This is a genomic window from Pseudomonas sp. H1_F01 (assembly GCF_054681425.1).
Genome location: NZ_CP162823.1, coordinates 6358542 through 6374149 on the forward strand (window position 1 = coordinate 6358542; position 15608 = coordinate 6374149).

Below are 15608 nucleotides of genomic sequence, written 5' to 3' on the forward strand. Positions count from 1 at the left end.
CAGTCAAAGCATGTCAGCCAGGTACGCCAGCAGCGTGCGATACAGCCGATCGACCTCCGGCACCTGCCCCCGACCGCGCAGGCAGCCGTGGACCAACCCTTCGCCCATGTACAACACAGAGGCTACCCCTGCGGCGTTCAGCCGCTCGCTATAAAGGACACCGTCGTCGCGCAGCGGGTCCCATTGCGCCACGACAATCAGCGCTGGTGGAAGACCGTCCAGATGATCGGCGAGCAACGGCATGGCGAGGAGGGACGGTTGGGCGCCGTTCAGGTAGAGGGTGTGATAACTGTCCAGGTCGCTGCTGCTCAACAGCGGCGCGTCGGCACATTCGCGGCGCGAGGGTAGCGTTGCCAGGCCACCGAGCGCCGGATAGATCAGCACCTGGGCCCGGGGCAGCGCTTGCCCGGCATCACGCAAGGCCAGGCATAACGCAGCGGCGAGATTGCCGCCGGCACTGTCTCCGACCACCAGCCGGCGACGCGGGTCGATGGCAAAGGGCGCGGCTGCCAGATGACGCCACACGGCGAGGCAATCGTCCAACCCGGCTGGAAACGGATGCTCTGGGGCCAGCCGATAATCCACCGCCACCACCAGCACACCAAGGGCAGCCGCCAGCTCCATGCAGATGAAGTCATGGGAGTCCAGGTCCCCCACCACCCAACCACCGCCGTGCAGATAAAGGATGCACGGCCAGCCGGTGGGTGGCGCGGCGCCCCGTGGGTGATAGGCGCGCGCAGCCACACCGGCCAACTCGAAATCCTCGATGGCCAGTGTTGGCGGGCATGCCGGGGTGAACGCCCGGCACATTTGGCTGTAGGCCTGGCGCGAACTGGCGAGGCTGTCGTCCGGGCTGGTGAAGCTCAGGGTTCTGTCGATGAAGGCTGACATCTGTTCTGAGAGTGGATATGAGGCCATGAAGAACACCACCTATTGAAATGTGGGAGCCACCACAGATAAATCACCCCGCCACAGCCAGGCAGGTCAATTCTTGAGACTGGCCTGCACCGCCGCCACGCCATCCTTGCCGTCGAAGCTGGTGACTCCGGCCAGCCACTTCTGCAAATCCTCGGGATGATCGCGCAACCATTGCCGGGCGACGTCCTGGGGCGTCTTGCGCTCCATGATCGGCACCATCAACTGGCTTTCCTGGGCGGCGGTGAAAGTGAGGTTTTCCAGCAAGCGGTTCACGTTCGGGCAGCGCTGGGCATAGTCCGGCGCGGTGACGGTGGAGACGGTCGCGGCGCCTTCGTTCGGGCCATAGACATCCTCGCTGCCGGTCAGGTAGGTGATGTTCATGTTGATGTTCATCGGGTGTGGGGTCCAGCCGACGAAGACCACGAACTCCTTGCGATTCACCGCCCGTTGCACCGCGGCCAGCATGCCCGCCTCGCCGGATTCGATCAGCTTGAAGTCCTTGAGGCCGAAGTGGTTGGTTTCAATCAGGGTCTTGATGGTGGTGTTGGCACCGCTGCCCGGCTCGATCCCGTAGATCTTGCCGCCCAGTTGATCCTTGAACCGGGCAATGTCGGCGAAGGTCTTGAGCCCCGCCGCCGCCACGTAATCTGGAACAGCCAGGGTGGCCTGGGCGTCGGCCAGGCTCGGCTTGTCCAATACCTTCACTTGGTTGGCCGCCAGAAACGGCGCGATGTTCTTGTCCATCGCCGGCTTCCAGTAGCCCAGGAAAATATCGAGACGCTTATCGCGGATGCCGGCGAAGATGATCTGCTGCACGGCGCTGGTCTGCTTGCTGTCGTAGCCCAGCCCGGAGAGCAACACATCGGCCATGCCGCTGGTGGCGATCACGTCAGTCCAGTTGACCACGCCCATGCGCACGGTCTGGCACGACGCCGGCTCGGCGGCCATCGCCCCGACGCTCAAGAGGGTGGTACCGCAGAGGATCGACAGACAGCGTTTGAACAGTCTTTTCATCGGGAAGGTCTCGTGCGGCAGCGGATTATTGTAGGTCGGTGTCTTGCTGCACCGTGCCCAAAACATTACGCAGCGCCGAGGGGCTGAAGATGAACTGTGGCGACTCGGTTTTGCACAATGGCGACAGTTCCCATTCCAAGGAACCAGAGTACATAAACTTGTGGCGAGGGAGACTCTGGGAGCAAGGCTTGCCCGCGATGAAAACAACGCGGTCTCTCTGAAACAGCGGCGCCTGTATCGCGAGCAAGCTTTGCTCCCACAGATAAGTCCCCTCGCCACAGAAGTCATGGCTAGATCTTTATTTCTTGTAAGCCTGCCGTCCCCACGCCAGGAAGCCTTCCAGCAATTCCCTGAGCACCACCTGAGTCGGCGCCGCCAAATCAGCGCGATAGTTGAACGGTTCGAACTCTTCCATATAGGTGCTCTGGCACAGTTCCAGTTGCACCGCGTGGATGTCTTCGGCCGGGTTGCCGTAGTGCCGGGTGATGTGTCCGCCCTTGAACCGCCCGTTGAGCACATGAGTGAACTGACCGTGACGGGCGCAGATGGCTTCGAGCTGGCTGGCCGGGGTCGGGTCGCAACTGGCACCGTTGAACGTGCCGAGGTTGAAGTCCGGCAGCTTGCCGTCGAACAGGTGCGGGATCACCGAACGGATCGAATGGGCATCGAACAGCAAGGCATAGCCAAACTCGGCCTTGAGCCGCGCCAGTTCCTGCTGCAGCGCCTGGTGGTAAGGCATCCAGACCTGTTGCAGATACATCGCCCGCTCCTCGGCCGACGGTTCCAGCCCTTCGCGAAACAGCGGCACGCCATCGAACAGCGTCGCCGGGTACAAACCGGTGGTGGCGCCGACGTACATCGGCTTGTCATCGGAGGGGCGGTTCAGGTCGACGACGAACCGCGAGTACTCCGCGGCCAGGGTGCTGGCGCCCAGTTCGGCGGCGAACTCGTAGAGCCTTGGGATGTGCCAGTCGGTGTCTGGCAGGCTCTGGGCCTCGGGGATCAACCCGGCCTGTACCGCCGGGGTCAGGCGCAGGCCGGCGTGAGGCATGCTGATCAACAGCGGCACGCGCCCTTGCTTGAAATTCAGGACCTTCTCCACAACCATTCTCCTCAATCGATTTCCACGCCGTGGCGCACGACGCGTTTTTCCAGATCGCCACCGAGCCAGTACGCCAGGTCGGCCGGGCGGTCGATGTGCCAGGCGACAAAATCCGCGACCTTGCCGGCTTCCAGCGAACCGTGGGTTTGCACCATGCCCAAGGCCTGGGCCGCATGAATCGTCGCCCCCGCCAGGGCCTCTTCCGGGGTCATCCGGAAACAGGTGCAGGCCATGTTCAACATCAGGCGCAACGACAACGCCGGCGAGGTGCCGGGGTTGAGGTCGCTGGCCACGGCGATTTTCACACCGTGCTTGCGCAGGGCTTCCATGGGCGGCAATTGGGTTTCGCGCAGGAAATAAAACGCGCCCGGCAACAGCACTGCCACGGTGCCGGATTCGGCCATGGCCTTGGCATCGTCCTCGGTCATGAATTCCAGGTGATCGGCCGACAGCGCCTGGTAACGCGCCGCCAGGCTTGAACCGTGCAGCGACGACAACTGCTCGGCGTGCAGCTTCACTGGCAGCCCCAGTTGTTGCGCGGTGATAAACACCCGCTCGACCTGCGCCGGGGAAAACGCCAGGTATTCGCAAAAGGCATCCACCGCATCCACCAGTCCTTCGGCCGCCAGGGCCGGAAGCATCTCGGTGCAGATGTGCTCGATGTAGTCGTCGGCGCGATCCTTGTATTCCGGTGGCAAGGCGTGGGCCGCCAGGCAGGTGCTGCGCACGCTGACCGGCAACTCGGCGCCGAGGCGGCGGATGACCCGCAGGATCTTGCGCTCGCTGGCCAGGTCCAGGCCGTAGCCGGATTTGATTTCCACCGTGGTCACGCCGTCGCGCATCAGGCTTCCCAGGCGTTTGGCGGCGCTGGCGAACAGTTCGTCTTCACTAGCGGCGCGGGTGGCGCGCACGGTGCTGGCGATGCCGCCACCGGCGGCGGCGATCTCGGCATAGCTGACGCCTTGCAGACGCTGCTCGAACTCACCGCTACGGTTGCCGCCAAATACCGTGTGGGTGTGACAGTCGATCAGCCCCGGGGTGACCCAGGCGCCCTTGAGGTCGTTGACCGCCGGGTAATCACCCGTCGGCAATTCGGCACGCGGGCCGATCCATTGGATGTGCTCGCCCAGGGTAACGATGGCGGCGTCTTCGATGATCGAGTAGACGCCCTGGGCCATGGTGGCGGCGTGGCAGTTTTGCCAGAGGGTTTTCATCCCGGTTTCCTCGTCGCATTCATAATCGAATCGCGAGCAAGCTCGCTCCCACAAGGGTCAGGGTGTACCCCAAATAAGTGTGGGAGCGAGCTCGCTCGCGATGAGGCCCTTACAGGCTCGGCAACAACTGCGCCGTGACCAATTCGTTCAGGCACCGACTCGCCAGCAATTCACTGGCCGCATTGATGTCCGGCGCAAAGAAGCGGTCCTTCTCATAAAACGGCACTTGTGCACGCAGCAGGCCACGGGCCCGCTCCAGCTTCGCGGAGGTCTTCAAGCCGCCGCGCAGGTCCAGCCCCTGGCAAGCCGCGAGCCATTCCACCGCGAGGATCCCACGGGTGTTCTCGGCCATTTCCCACAGACGCTTGCCGGCAGCCGGGGCCATGGAAACGTGGTCTTCCTGGTTCGCCGACGTCGGCAGGCTGTCCACCGAATGGGGATGGGACAGCGCCTTGTTTTCACTGGCCAGGGCCGCAGCGGTGACCTGGGCGATCATGAAGCCGGAGTTCACTCCGCCATTGGCGACGAGGAACGGCGGCAGTTGCGACATGTGCTTGTCCATCATCAACGAAATGCGTCGCTCGCTCAGGGAGCCAATCTCGGCAATCGCCAAGGCCATGTTGTCGGCCGCCATCGCCACCGGTTCGGCGTGGAAGTTGCCGCCGGAAATCACGTCGCCCTCGGCGGCGAACACCAGCGGGTTATCCGACACCGCGTTGGCCTCGATCACCAGCACCTCGGCGGCCTGGCGGAACTGGGTCAGGCAGGCGCCCATCACCTGCGGTTGGCAGCGCAGGGAGTACGGGTCCTGGACCTTATCGCAGTTCTGGTGCGAATCGGAAACTTCGCTGCGCTCGCCCAGCAGATCGCGGTAGGCAGCGGCGGCGTCGATCTGGCCTTTCTGGCCACGGGCGGCATGGATGCGTGCATCGAATGGCGAACGCGAGCCGAGCACCGCTTCCACCGTGAGGCCGCCCAGGGCCAGGGCACCGGCAAACAGGTCTTCGCCTTCGAACAGGCCACGCAAGGCAAACGCGGTGGAGACCTGGGTGCCGTTGAGCAGCGCCAGGCCTTCCTTGGCGGCCAGGGTCAGCGGCGCGAGGCCAGCCACTTTCAGCGCCTCGACGGCCGGCAGCCATTCGCCCTTGTAGCGGGCCTTGCCTTCGCCCAGCAGCACCAGGGACATGTGGGCCAGTGGCGCCAGGTCACCGGACGCACCGACCGAACCCTTGAGCGGAATGTGCGGGTAGACCTCGGCATTGATCAGCGCAATCAGCGCATCGATCACCTGCCGACGGATGCCGGAAAAACCCCGGCTCAGGCTGTTGACCTTGAGCACCATGACCAGCCGCACCAGCGCATCGCTTATTGGCTCGCCCACCCCGGCGGCATGGGACAGCACCAGGGAGCGCTGCAGGTTTTCCAGGTCTTCGCTGGCGATACGGGTCGAGGCCAGCAGGCCGAAACCGGTGTTGATGCCGTAGGCGGTGCGGTTCTCGGCAAGGATCTGCTCAACGCAGGCAACACTGGCTTCGATCTGCGCCGACGCGCTGGCGTCGAGACTCAAGGTCACGGGTTGCTGATAGATGTCACGCAATTGAGCCAGGCTCAATTGGCCGGGAATCAGGTTTAAGGCAGTCATGTAATGCTCCTTTTGAGAGTTTTGTTTTCACCCGCCAGTCGCTCCGGAATGTTCCGTTATCCGTCACCTTCGCTTTTTGGGCGATGCCTTGTGGGCAAGAGGTGCCTTGGCACGCTGGCGCTTTTTTGATCAATTCAAATTCGGTAATACGCTGTGCAACACATTCGGGTCTTTGAGCAGGCCGGCGGCACTGGCGATGTCCGGCGCCAGCCAGCGGTCCTGGTCATAGGCCGGGACGCGTTCGCGCAGCAGTTTCCAGGCAATGTCGGTGCCGGCGCCGAAACGCTGGGCCTTGAGAAACTCAAAGGCCTGGGCCGCCAGCAGGTATTCGATGGCGAGGATCTGCGTGCAGTTTTCCAGCGCCCGGTGCAGCTTCAGGGCCGCGTTGGTGCCCATGCTCAGATGGTCTTCCTGCAACCCGGAGGTGACGAAATTGTCGAGCACCGCCGGTTGCGCCAGTTGCTTGTTTTCCGCGCACAGCGACGCGGCGACGTATTGCACGATCATCATCCCCGAGTTCACCCCGGGGTTGGCCACCAGGAAGGCCGGCAGGCCGCTGACGTGGGGGTTGATCAAGCGGTCGAGGCGACGCTCGGCGATGGAGCCGATCTCAGCCATGGCAATCGCCAGCAGATCTGCCGCCAGCGCCACCGACTGGCCGTGGGGATTGGCCTGGGACATGACCCGGAAGCTCTCCGGCGTACCCAGCAGCAGTGGATTATCGGTCACCGCGTTGAGTTCGGTTTCGATCTGTTGCCGGGCGTGGGCCAACTGGTCGCGAGCCGCGCCGTGCACCTGGGGAATCGAGCGGATGCTCAAGGCGTCCTGGGTGCGAATGCCCAGGCTCGCGGCGATGACTTCGCTGCCGTCGAGCAGTGCTCGCAAATTGCTCCCGACCTGCTGCATGCCCGGGTGTGGCTTGAGGGCGATGACGTCGGCATCGAACGCGGCAATCTGCCCGCGCTGGGCCTCGAAACTCATGGCGCCGATCACGTCGGCCCATTGCACCAACCGCGTCGCATCGGCCAGGGCCAGGCAGCTCAGACCGGTCATGCACGGCGTGCCGTTGACCAGGCACAGACCGTCCTTGGCCCCCAGTTGCACCGGTTGCAAACCCTCTGCGGCCAGGGCCTGTTGCGCCGGGATTATCTGCCCGCGATAGCTGACCTGGCCGACGCCCAGCAACGCGATGCCGATGTGGGCCATGTGGGTCAGGTAACCCACCGAACCCTGGGACGGCACTTGCGGTGTGATGCCGCGATTGAGCAGCGCCAGCAGCGCTTCGACTACCCGGCGATGGATGCCGGACTTGCCTTGGCTGTAGTTGAGGATAGCGGCGCAGATAATCGCCCGGGTCTGCTCATCAGAAAGCGGCGCACCAACGCCACAGGCATGGCTGAGCAAGGTGTTGCGCGACAGTTGGCTGAGTTGTTCGTCCTTGAGCGAAACATTGCACAAGGCCCCCAGGCCGGTATTGACGCCATAGGCGCGCTCGCCGCTTGCGACGATACGCTGGACGATGGCCTGGGCGTTGTCGATCCGCGCCCAGGTCTCAGTCGATAGCTCGAGCACAGCGCCAAAGCGGGCGACGGCGACGACATCCTGCCAACGCAACGGGGCGCCTGTGATTACGATTTTTTCAGCCTGGGACATTTAAAGCCTCATGCACATTAAAGTTGCCAATAACATTTGTGGCGTGGGGATTTATCTGTGGGAGCAAGGCTTGCCCGCGATAAAAACAACGCGGTCTCTTTGGAACCGAGGCGTCTGCATCGCGAGCAAGCTTTGCTCCCACAGGTAAATCCCCTCTCCACAACGGAGTCCGGTCTTACACCACCGCCGCCCGCCGTTGCACAAACCGATCGACATACTCATCCGCCGGCGAGTGCAGGATCTCCCGAGGCGTGCCGACCTGGATCAGCTTGCCGTCCTTGAGGATCGCAATGCGGTTGCCAATGCGCACGGCCTCGTCGAGGTCGTGGGTGATGAACACGATGGTCTTGTGCAGGGTCTTTTGCAGTTCCAGCAACTGGTCCTGCATCTCCGCGCGGATCAGTGGGTCGAGGGCGCTGAAGGCTTCGTCCATCAGGATGATGTCGGTGTCCGCCGCCAAGGCCCGGGCCAGGCCGACGCGCTGGCGCATGCCACCAGAGAGCTGGTGCGGGTATTTGTTCTCGTAGCCCTTCAGGCCCACGGTATCGATCCAGTGCAACGCCCGCTCGGCGCACACCTGCTTGCTCTCGCCGCGCACTTTCAAGCCATAGGCGACGTTGTCCAGCACGCTCTTGTGGGGCAGCAGGCCGAAGCTCTGGAACACCATGCTGATCTTGTGTCGGCGAAATTCGCGCAAGGCGTCCATGTCCAGTTGCAGGATGTCTTCGCCGTCCACCAGGATCGCGCCGCTGGTAGGGTCGATCAGCCGGTTGAAATGGCGCACCAACGTGGACTTGCCGGAACCGGACAGGCCCATGATCACGAAAATCTCACCGGTGCCGATGCTCAGCGACAAGTCGTTAACGCCGACCACGCAGCCGGTTTCGGCCAGCACCTGGTCCTTGGTCTTGTTCTGGCGGATCAGCTCCAGGGCCTCCTTGGAGCGATTGCCGAAAATCTTGAAGACATTCTTGACTTCGATCTTGCTGATGGCTGCGTTGCTCATTTGCTCACCTCGTGCCGAGGACGACCATAGGCCTGGGTAATGCGGTCGATGACCACGGCGAGAATCACGATCGCCAGCCCGGCTTCCAGGCCGCGTCCGACGTTGAGGGTCTGGATGCCCACCAGCACGTCTTCACCCAGGCCACGGGCGCCGATCATCGAGGCGATGACCACCATCGACAGGGCCATCATGGTGGTCTGGTTGATCCCGGCCATGATGCTCGGCAGGGCCAGGGGCAGTTGCACGCCGAACAGCTGTTGCCAGCGGTTGGCGCCGAAGGCGTTGATGGCTTCCATCACTTCGCCGTCCACCTGGCGGATGCCAAGGTCAGTCAGGCGAATCAGTGGCGGCGCAGCGTAGATCACCGTGGCGAAAATCGCCGGGACCTTGCCCAGGCCGAACAGCATCAACACCGGAATCAGGTACACGAAGCTCGGCATGGTCTGCATGATGTCCAGCAACGGCATCAGCACCGAACGCAGGCGATTGCTGCGTGCCGAGAGAATGCCCAGCGGAATGCCGATCAACACCGAGATCAGCGTCGCCACCAGCATCAGCGCGAGGGTCTGCATCAGCTTGTCCCACAGGCCCACCGCGCCCACCAGAAACAGCAGGCCGACGATCACCGCCGTGGCGACGACCTTGCGGGTGGCGTGCCAGGCGATGCCACCGACGATAGCCAGCATCAGCCACCAGGGCGCCATGCGCAGCAGGCCTTCGAGATTGACGATGGCCCACAGCAGGGTGTCGGAGATGTGCCGGAACACATCGCCATAATTGGTCACCAGGGAGTCGACCCAACCGTTGACCCAATCGGCAATGGAGAAGGTAAAGCTTTCGGGAAACATAAGAGACTCTCGATCAAGTGGATGCGGTGAACGTCCCGGCCAGCCCCACGGTTGGCCGGGAAGTATTCGACCTACAGAGCCGCGTCGATTTTCTTGGCAGCGTCTTCGCTTACCCAGGCGTGCCAGACTTCAGGATGTTCCTTCAGGAAGATCTTCGCCAGTTTCGGCGACTCGATTCGTTCCTTGGCCATGCGCCCGAGGTTCTGGTTCAGGATATCGATCGGCAGGTTGACCTTTTCCAGCACCGTCACCAATTCAGGTGCCTCGTCGTGGAAGGTCTTGGACAGGCCGACCTTGATGCTCACGCTTTTATCCACGCCCGGTTTTTCTTCCAGTTTCACCAGGTCCACCTGGCCCATCAGCGGCGTTGGCGACCAGTAGTAGAACAGGATCGGCTCGCCTCGCTTGTAGCTCGACAGCACCGCCGCATCCAGCGCTGGGCCGGTACCTGGACGGAAGTTGGTGTAGGTTTTTTCCAGGCCATAGCTTTTCAGCATTTCGCTGTTGTCCAGCTCGCAGGTCCAGCCGGCCGGGCAGTTATAGAAGCGGCCCTTGGACGGTTCTTCCGGGTCCTTGAACACGGCGGCGTACTGGCCCAGGTCAGCGATGTTCTTCAGTCCTGGTGCCTTGGCTTCGAGCTTGCGCTTGGCGTCGCCTTCCACCACGTAGCGCGGCACGTACCAGCCTTCGATGGCACCCACGACCGGGGCACCGACGCCGACTACCTTGCCGGCCTTCTCGGCCTTGTTCCAGACTTCACTGCGGCCGACCCACTCTTCGGCAAACACCTGGATGTCGTTGCTGCTCAGGGCGTTCTCCATGGTGATGGAGTTGCCTGGCAGGCTGTCGGTCTTGCAGTCGTAGCCTTTTTCCAGCACCACTTGCAGGACGTCGGTCAGCAACATGGCGCTTTCCCAGTTCAGGCCGGCGAACTTCACCGGTTTACCCGACTCGCACCAACCCGCCGCTTGTGTGGCGCCAGCGCTGGCCAGCAGGCCCATGGAAAGCAATGTGGTCAGCAGGGTCTTGTTCGACTTCATTATGTGACGCTCCTAATCAGTTGGATTGGCTTACGGCAGTCAAGAGGCATCCAGCCCTGTCAACGTCCCATCAGACCGCTTGAATGCGGCCCGCCCTGCTCGGTTGTGCGTCAACCGTGTCCTGCTCGATTGGCAGGATCAATTGATCGGGTACAGCGCTGTGCCACTTCTTGGCGACGACGTAATACAGCGCCGCCGGAACCACCAGACCGATGATCCAGGAAATATCCACACCGCCCATGGCTGCCACCAGCGGACCGGTATAGAACTTGGTGGCGATAAACGGCAGTTGAACCAGTACGCCGAAGACATAGACGCTGATGCCGAGGGCGTTCCAACGACCGTAGCGACCGTTCGGGTCGGCCAGTGCCGGCACGTCATAGCGCTCGCGGGTGATGCAGTAGTAGTCCACCAGGTTGATCGCGCTCCAAGGCGTAAAGAACGCCAGCAAGAACAGGATGAAGGACTTGAACGCGCCGAGGAACGAGTGCTGGCCGAGCAGCGCGATCAGCGTCGCAGCGCCGACGATGACCAGCACGAAGACCAGACGCTGCAAGCGCGTTACGTTCAGGTGACCACGAAAACCGCTGATGATGGTCGCGATGCACATGAAGCTGCCGTAGGAGTTCAGCGTGGAGATGGTGACCTTGCCGAACGCGATGCTGAAATACAGCAGCGCGGCGGTGGCACCGGTGCCCCCCAGGCCCACGATGTAGGCCACTTCGTGACCGGCGAATTGCCCATTGGCCGAGGCCGCGGCAAACACGCCGAGGATCATCGCCACCTGTGCGCCGATGACTGAACCGGCGCCCGCGGCAAAAAAGGTTTTCACCGAAGAAGTCTTGCTCGGCAGGTAACGCGAATAGTCCGCCACGTAGGGGCCGAAGGCGATCTGCCAGGACGCCGCGAGCGACACCGCAAGCAGGAAACTGCTCCAGCTGAAATGGCGGATTTGCAAGAGTGCGCCAACGTCCGTCTGGCTCATCAGACGAGAGAACAGGTAAACAAAGGCGATCACACCAAGGATGCTGGCGACACGGCCAATGAAGTGAATCACCCGATAACCGAGCACCGTGACCAGTACGATGACGCTGGCGAAAATGAGGATGCCGACACTGTCGCTGACACCAAACAACTGGCCCAGCGCCTGGCCGGAAAGCACGGTTCCCGTTGCGGTGAAACCCAGGTACATCAGGCACACCAGCACGATCGGGATGGCCGCGCCATACACACCAAACTGCACCCGGCTGGAGATCATCTGCGGCAGGCCAAGCTTGGGCCCTTGCGCGGCATGCAACGCCATGACGCCACCGCCGAGCAGTTGGCCGATCAGCAAACCGATCAACGACCAGAACACATCACCGCCAAGCACCACCGCCAATGCGCCGGTGACAATTGCCGTGATTTGCAGGTTGGCCCCCATCCAGAGGGTGAACTGGCTCAACAATCGGCCGTGTCTCTCCGTTTCCGGGATGTAGTCGATCGAACGTTTCTCGATCAACGGCTTGCTGCTTGCACGTGTGCTGGTGACAGCCATGGTTCAACCTCTGTGGATTGTTCTGCAATTCAATTGCGCCGCACTCCTGTGGGAGCGAGCTTGCTCGCGATGAGGGCGTGTCAGTAGACGGAACCGGTACTGATCCACCGCTATCGCGAGCAAGCTCGCTCCCACAGGGGGGCCCGGGTTTATTTGCCGGTAATCATCGGCAGGTTCAGCCCCTGTTCCTTGGCGCAATCGATGGCGATCTGGTAACCGGCATCGGCATGACGCATCACGCCCGTGGCCGGATCGTTGTGCAGCACGCGGGCAATGCGCTCGGCCGCTTCGTCGGTACCGTCGCAGACGATCACCATGCCCGAGTGCTGCGAGAAGCCCATGCCGACGCCGCCACCGTGGTGCAGCGAAACCCAGGTCGCGCCGCTCGCGGTGTTGAGCAAGGCGTTGAGCAACGGCCAGTCGGAAACCGCATCGGAACCGTCCTGCATGGATTCGGTTTCACGGTTGGGGCTGGCCACGGAACCAGAGTCCAGGTGGTCGCGGCCGATCACGATCGGGGCCGACAATTCGCCGCTGCGCACCATCTCGTTGAACGCCAGGCCCAGCTTGGCGCGTTGGCCCAGGCCAACCCAGCAGATACGTGCCGGCAAGCCCTGGAAGCTGATGCGCTCGCGGGCCATGTCCAGCCAGTTGTGCAGGTGGGCGTCGTCAGGGATCAATTCCTTGACCTTGGCGTCGGTCTTGTAGATGTCCTGCGGATCACCGGACAGCGCAGCCCAGCGGAACGGGCCGATACCGCGGCAGAACAGCGGACGGATATAGGCCGGGACGAAACCAGGGAAGTCGAAGGCATTTTCGACGCCCTCTTCCTGGGCCATCTGGCGGATGTTGTTGCCGTAGTCGAAGGTCGGCACGCCCATTTTCTGGAAGGCCAGCATGGCTTTGACGTGGACGGCCATCGATTGCTTGGCGGCCTTCACCACGGCGGCGGGTTCGGTCTTGGCGCGGGCACGATATTCGTCCCAGGTCCAACCGGCCGGCAGGTAGCCGTTGAGTGGGTCGTGGGCGCTGGTCTGGTCGGTGACCATGTCTGGGCGCACACCACGACGGACCATTTCCGGCAGGATCTCGGCAGCGTTCCCACACAGCGCGATGGAAATCGCCTTACCTTCGGCAGTGTATTTCTCGATGCGCGCCAGGGCGTCGTCGAGGTCCTTGGCTTGCTCGTCGACGTAGCGGGTTTTCAGGCGGAAATCGATGCTCACCTGTTGGCATTCGATGTTCAGCGAGCACGCACCGGCCAAGGTAGCGGCCAAGGGCTGCGCACCGCCCATGCCGCCCAGGCCGGCGGTCAGGACCCAGCGACCCTTGAGGTTGGAGTCGTAGTGCTGGCGACCGGCCTCGACGAAGGTTTCATAAGTGCCTTGCACGATGCCCTGGCTGCCAATGTAGATCCAGCTGCCGGCGGTCATCTGGCCGTACATGGCCAGGCCCTTGGCGTCGAGTTCGTTGAAGTGCTCCCAACTGGCCCAGTGCGGCACCAGGTTGGAGTTGGCGATCAGCACGCGAGGAGCGTTGCTGTGGGTCTTGAACACGCCCACCGGCTTGCCGGATTGCACCAGCAGGGTTTCGTCGTCGTTCAGGTTGGTCAGGCTTTCGACGATCTTGTCGTAGCACTCCCAGTTGCGCGCCGCGCGGCCAATGCCACCGTAGACCACCAGTTCCTTGGGGTTCTCGGCCACTTCCGGGTCGAGGTTGTTCATCAACATGCGCAGCGGTGCTTCAGTCAGCCAGCTCTTGGCGGTCAGCGTGTTACCGCGAGGGGCACGGATTTCAACGTCACGGTATTTTTCGGGTTTGCGGGTAGCGTCGGTCACAGCAAAAACTCCTCAGCGATCAATCCAGACCAGCCCGGGCAGTGGGCAGCGATTTAGCGAACGTTGCGTTGAATATCGGCGACTCATACGCATACGTCTTTACTTGTATGTACAAGCATATGCAATCAAGCGGCCAACTTGTTGGAGGCGATATTCAGAAACGGCTGGGGAATTGGCTGAAAGCCTTGTGATTTAAGGGCTGCTGAGCGGCATGAAATTTTTCAAGAGAGTTTTCGAGGGGGAAATCGGAGGGTCACAGAAGCGTGGTGTTGCGCCACGCTGGGGCATTCGGTAACAAGTTGGTGCGCAGAAGAAACAGCAGGCAGGCACCTTGTGGCGAGGGTGTTTATCTGTGGGAGCAAGGCTTGCTCCCACAGGGTACTCAAGAAGCTGAAATTAGCGGGCCGTCAGCTCAATCACGCAGCATTGACCGTGAGTGGAGACATCCACCAACCCGGTGTTACTGCTCAGTTGCAAACAGTCGTAGAGGCCCAAATCAACGGCGGACTCACCGACCTTGATAGCCAGTCCCGGGGCGGCACTGAACACCAGTACCGTTTGCGCGTCACTGAAAAACCGCTGCTGGCCGCCCAACCACTGCAACCGCGCGCGGTAACGCTGCGGTGCGTAGATCAGGTTGAAATCACGAATCGGTCCGCCCAGCAGTGTGCAGAACACATGGCTCTCGCCGCTGAACGTAAAAGGGTCCAGCGGATGCAAAGCCCGCGTGACTTGGCCATCGACGTTCAGTGTCATGCCGCTCCCCTGCAAGACACTGATGACCCGCTCGTAACCGGCGAAGGTGGAGAAGCCGCCCGACTCACCAATGTCGGCAATCGACAGGCGCCAGCCGAAACCTTCCAGGCCGGTGCCGGCATCGCGAGTGATTTCTTCGGTGCTGCCGCCACCGTTTTTCCACGGCATGCGTGGGTAGTCTGCCGCGCGTAAAATCTTCAAATGGCTCATTTATGAAAGCGCCCTTCCAGACTGTGGCGGGACCCCGGATGAATCAAACGGGCGGCGGTCACCGGCTGGCGCCCGGACCAGGTGCGGCGGCGAATCAACAGGCACGGCTCGCCCCTTTCGATCTGCAACAACTTGCATTCACTCGGCTCGGCCAGGATCGCCTCGACCACATGCTCGCCCTCGGTCAGCGGCGCGACCTGGTTCAGATAGGCGTAGGGCGTTTGCACGGTGAAGTCCTGCTTGAGGTAGTCCGGCGCCACCAGCGCGTTGACGAAACGGTCCTCGATTTGCACGGGGATGTCATTCTCGAAATGCACGATCAGCGAATGGAACACTTTCTGGCCTTCGCGCATATCCAGGGCCAGGGCCCGCTCGGAACCGGCCGCCTCTTCTTCCAGGGTAATGACCTTGCAAGTGTGGCGATGGCCACGGGAGGCGATTTCGTCGGCGATGTTATGCACTTCGAACAACGCGGACTGGCTCTTGGGCTCGGCCACGAAGGTGCCGACACCCTGCATGCGCACCAACAGGCCGTCGGCGGTCATTTCCCGCAGCGCACGGTTGATGGTCATGCGACTGAAGCCCAGTTGGCTGACCAGTTCGCTTTCCGACGGCACGCGGTAATGCGGCGGCCAGTTTCCACTGTCGATCTGCTGGGTGATCATCTGTTTGACGCGGGCGTACAGGGGTGCCGGACTGTCACCCATGTTTGCGGCCAGCGGCTGTTTGGCAGGCGGAGTCGGCACGGCGGTTCCCTGTTCTGCGGATAAGGTTGCTAGCTTGCCGGAGTTTACCGGCCAGGCAAACGTCTGTATATGTATATACAAATT

Annotated in this window: 13 protein-coding genes; all 13 read right to left on the reverse strand. The window is 62.1% G+C overall.

All coding sequences use genetic code 11. The features are described 5' to 3' along the window. Positions 1-3: 3 nt before the first annotated feature. Positions 4-918 (reverse strand): alpha/beta hydrolase, encoded by a 915-nt coding sequence (locus AB4O09_RS28595; protein ID WP_027911765.1) that lies wholly within the window; start codon positions 916-918, stop codon positions 4-6. A 66-nt stretch (positions 919-984) separates the two neighbouring features. Then, positions 985-1932, reverse strand: coding sequence for a choline ABC transporter substrate-binding protein (locus tag AB4O09_RS28600; RefSeq protein ID WP_003196904.1), 948 nt, complete (start codon positions 1930-1932; stop codon positions 985-987). Between the two features lie 298 nt (positions 1933-2230). After that, complete coding sequence (gene hutG / locus AB4O09_RS28605) at positions 2231-3034, reverse strand: N-formylglutamate deformylase (protein WP_003196902.1); 804 nt, start codon at positions 3032-3034, stop codon at positions 2231-2233. 11 nt (positions 3035-3045) lie between these two features. Beyond that, positions 3046-4248, reverse strand: coding sequence for an imidazolonepropionase (gene hutI / locus AB4O09_RS28610; protein WP_003196900.1), 1203 nt, complete (start codon positions 4246-4248; stop codon positions 3046-3048). Between the two features lie 109 nt (positions 4249-4357). Beyond that, a complete protein-coding gene (gene hutH, locus AB4O09_RS28615) occupies positions 4358-5890 on the reverse strand; it encodes a histidine ammonia-lyase (RefSeq protein WP_003196898.1) in 1533 nt (510 codons plus the stop codon). 129 nt (positions 5891-6019) lie between these two features. Further along, positions 6020-7543, reverse strand: coding sequence for a histidine ammonia-lyase (hutH, locus tag AB4O09_RS28620; RefSeq protein ID WP_003196896.1), 1524 nt, complete (start codon positions 7541-7543; stop codon positions 6020-6022). A gap of 175 nt (positions 7544-7718) precedes the next feature. Beyond that, positions 7719-8549 carry a quaternary amine ABC transporter ATP-binding protein gene (locus AB4O09_RS28625; protein WP_003196894.1) on the reverse strand — a complete coding sequence of 277 codons (831 nt, stop codon included), beginning with the start codon at positions 8547-8549 and terminating at the stop codon, positions 7719-7721. After that, positions 8546-9397 carry an ABC transporter permease gene (locus tag AB4O09_RS28630; protein ID WP_003196893.1) on the reverse strand — a complete coding sequence of 284 codons (852 nt, stop codon included), beginning with the start codon at positions 9395-9397 and terminating at the stop codon, positions 8546-8548. The genes AB4O09_RS28625 and AB4O09_RS28630 overlap by 4 nt, the downstream gene beginning before the upstream one ends. 71 nt (positions 9398-9468) lie before the next feature. Next, positions 9469-10437, reverse strand: coding sequence for an ABC transporter substrate-binding protein (locus AB4O09_RS28635; protein ID WP_003196892.1), 969 nt, complete (start codon positions 10435-10437; stop codon positions 9469-9471). A 70-nt stretch (positions 10438-10507) separates the two neighbouring features. Then, on the reverse strand, positions 10508-11974 hold the full coding sequence (locus AB4O09_RS28640) for a purine-cytosine permease family protein (protein ID WP_003196889.1): 1467 nt from the start codon (positions 11972-11974) through the stop codon (positions 10508-10510). A 149-nt stretch (positions 11975-12123) separates the two neighbouring features. Then, entirely contained in the window at positions 12124-13812 is a 1689-nt protein-coding gene (hutU, locus tag AB4O09_RS28645; RefSeq protein WP_003196887.1) for a urocanate hydratase, read from the reverse strand. A 396-nt stretch (positions 13813-14208) separates the two neighbouring features. Then, positions 14209-14778, reverse strand: a complete 570-nt coding sequence (locus AB4O09_RS28650; RefSeq protein WP_038857119.1) for a HutD/Ves family protein — start codon at positions 14776-14778, stop codon at positions 14209-14211. Beyond that, positions 14775-15485 (reverse strand): histidine utilization repressor, encoded by a 711-nt coding sequence (gene hutC, locus AB4O09_RS28655; RefSeq protein WP_170845945.1) that lies wholly within the window; start codon positions 15483-15485, stop codon positions 14775-14777. Before hutC ends, AB4O09_RS28650 begins: the two co-directional genes overlap by 4 nt. Positions 15486-15608 lie beyond the last annotated feature (123 nt).

Bases quoted from the DNA above. Each gene is read 5' to 3' on its own strand.
- AB4O09_RS28595 (WP_027911765.1), bottom strand. From the start codon at position 918: ATGGCCTCATATCCACTCTCAGAACAGATGTCAGCCTTCATCGACAGA.
- AB4O09_RS28600 (WP_003196904.1), bottom strand. From the start codon at position 1,932: ATGAAAAGACTGTTCAAACGCTGTCTGTCGATCCTCTGCGGTACCACC.
- hutI (WP_003196900.1), bottom strand. From the start codon at position 4,248: ATGAAAACCCTCTGGCAAAACTGCCACGCCGCCACCATGGCCCAGGGC.
- hutH (WP_003196898.1), bottom strand. From the start codon at position 5,890: ATGACTGCCTTAAACCTGATTCCCGGCCAATTGAGCCTGGCTCAATTG.
- hutH (WP_003196896.1), bottom strand. From the start codon at position 7,543: ATGTCCCAGGCTGAAAAAATCGTAATCACAGGCGCCCCGTTGCGTTGG.
- AB4O09_RS28625 (WP_003196894.1), bottom strand. From the start codon at position 8,549: ATGAGCAACGCAGCCATCAGCAAGATCGAAGTCAAGAATGTCTTCAAG.
- AB4O09_RS28630 (WP_003196893.1), bottom strand. From the start codon at position 9,397: ATGTTTCCCGAAAGCTTTACCTTCTCCATTGCCGATTGGGTCAACGGT.
- AB4O09_RS28635 (WP_003196892.1), bottom strand. From the start codon at position 10,437: ATGAAGTCGAACAAGACCCTGCTGACCACATTGCTTTCCATGGGCCTG.
- AB4O09_RS28640 (WP_003196889.1), bottom strand. From the start codon at position 11,974: ATGGCTGTCACCAGCACACGTGCAAGCAGCAAGCCGTTGATCGAGAAA.
- AB4O09_RS28650 (WP_038857119.1), bottom strand. From the start codon at position 14,778: ATGAGCCATTTGAAGATTTTACGCGCGGCAGACTACCCACGCATGCCG.
- hutC (WP_170845945.1), bottom strand. From the start codon at position 15,485: ATGGGTGACAGTCCGGCACCCCTGTACGCCCGCGTCAAACAGATGATC.